The sequence below is a fragment of the Frankia sp. AgKG'84/4 genome, assembly GCF_023242965.2.
Lineage (GTDB): Bacteria > Actinomycetota > Actinomycetes > Frankiales > Frankiaceae > Frankia.
Genome location: NZ_JALKFU020000815.1, coordinates 1 through 1,035 on the forward strand (window position 1 = coordinate 1; position 1,035 = coordinate 1,035).

Below are 1,035 nucleotides of genomic sequence, written 5' to 3' on the forward strand. Positions count from 1 at the left end.
CGGCCGGGCGCGGTGGGAACGCGCAGGGCCGCGGGGGAGCGGGAGGCGGGCGTACGGGATGGGGCGGTGGGCGAGGCCAGCAGATGCGCGGCGGCTGCGCGGGAGGTGTCGAGCAGCGTGCGTGAGCGGTGGAGCAGGTCGCGGGCTCGCGTTGTCATCCCGTTAGTGGAGCTCTCTCTCATGCGGGGCAGTCCCGCTTTTCGGCTACCTCGGTCGGGGGAACATGCAATCAGACCGCCAGCGGGGTCGTCCACCCGACTTGCCCAAAGCTGACCCGTTGTGCACCGAAATGCTGGCCAGTTGTGTTCCCGGTCGTTCCCGGTCGTTCCCGGCGTCTCTTTCCTGCCTCCCGGGATCCATGCTCCCACCGGCGCGATTGCCGCCGGTGGCAATCAGCCGCAACCGGTGGGCACAAATCCGCCGACGGCGCGCCTGGCCACGCGGGGCCAGCCGGCAGCGTGGGCGGCACTTGCGCACGGTCGATCCGGATGCCGCGCCCCAAGAGCGAGTTACCGGTCGGCGGCGTTCAGCGGCCGGCGCGGGCCAGCTGGTAGGCGCCCAGGCGGAAGGCGTCCGAGAGCACCCGGATGCGTGCCGGCCGGCGTGCCGGGTCGAGATCGAGGGCGCGCAGCAGCACCTCGTCGAGGGTCTGCGGCACGGCGAACGGCAGGTGGCAGCCGCGCAGGGGCGCCGGCCAGCCGCGTGTCGGCGCGACCCCGGCCAGCCCGTGGTAGGCCATCGCGGCCAGCCGGAACACGTCTGTGCGCGAGCCGATCCGGGGGCAGTGCAGCCCGAGCTTCTCCTGCTCGGGAGCCCGGTACTCGGCCGGTCCCTCACCCGCCTGGCGGGTCACGGCGGCGAGCCCCAGGTCGCGCAGGGCCGGCGTGAGCGCCGCGGTGGGCCGGCTCCAGCCGGCGGCGGGCAGCACCACGGCGTCCGGGGTCATCGCCCGGTGGCTGTGCCCGGCGGCGTGCAGATCGGCCAGCACGTCGCCGGCGCCGGCGGCGGCCCGCAGCAGGGCGATGGCCCTCGACC

General features: G+C 75.0%; 1 protein-coding gene. It reads right to left on the minus strand.

Features of this window, described 5'->3' with window-relative positions; all coding sequences use genetic code 11:
- Positions 1-526 precede the first annotated feature (526 nt).
- Positions 527-1,035: protein kinase family protein (locus tag MXD58_RS25420; RefSeq protein WP_518478683.1), on the minus strand; the 509-nt coding region annotated here is incomplete at its 5' end.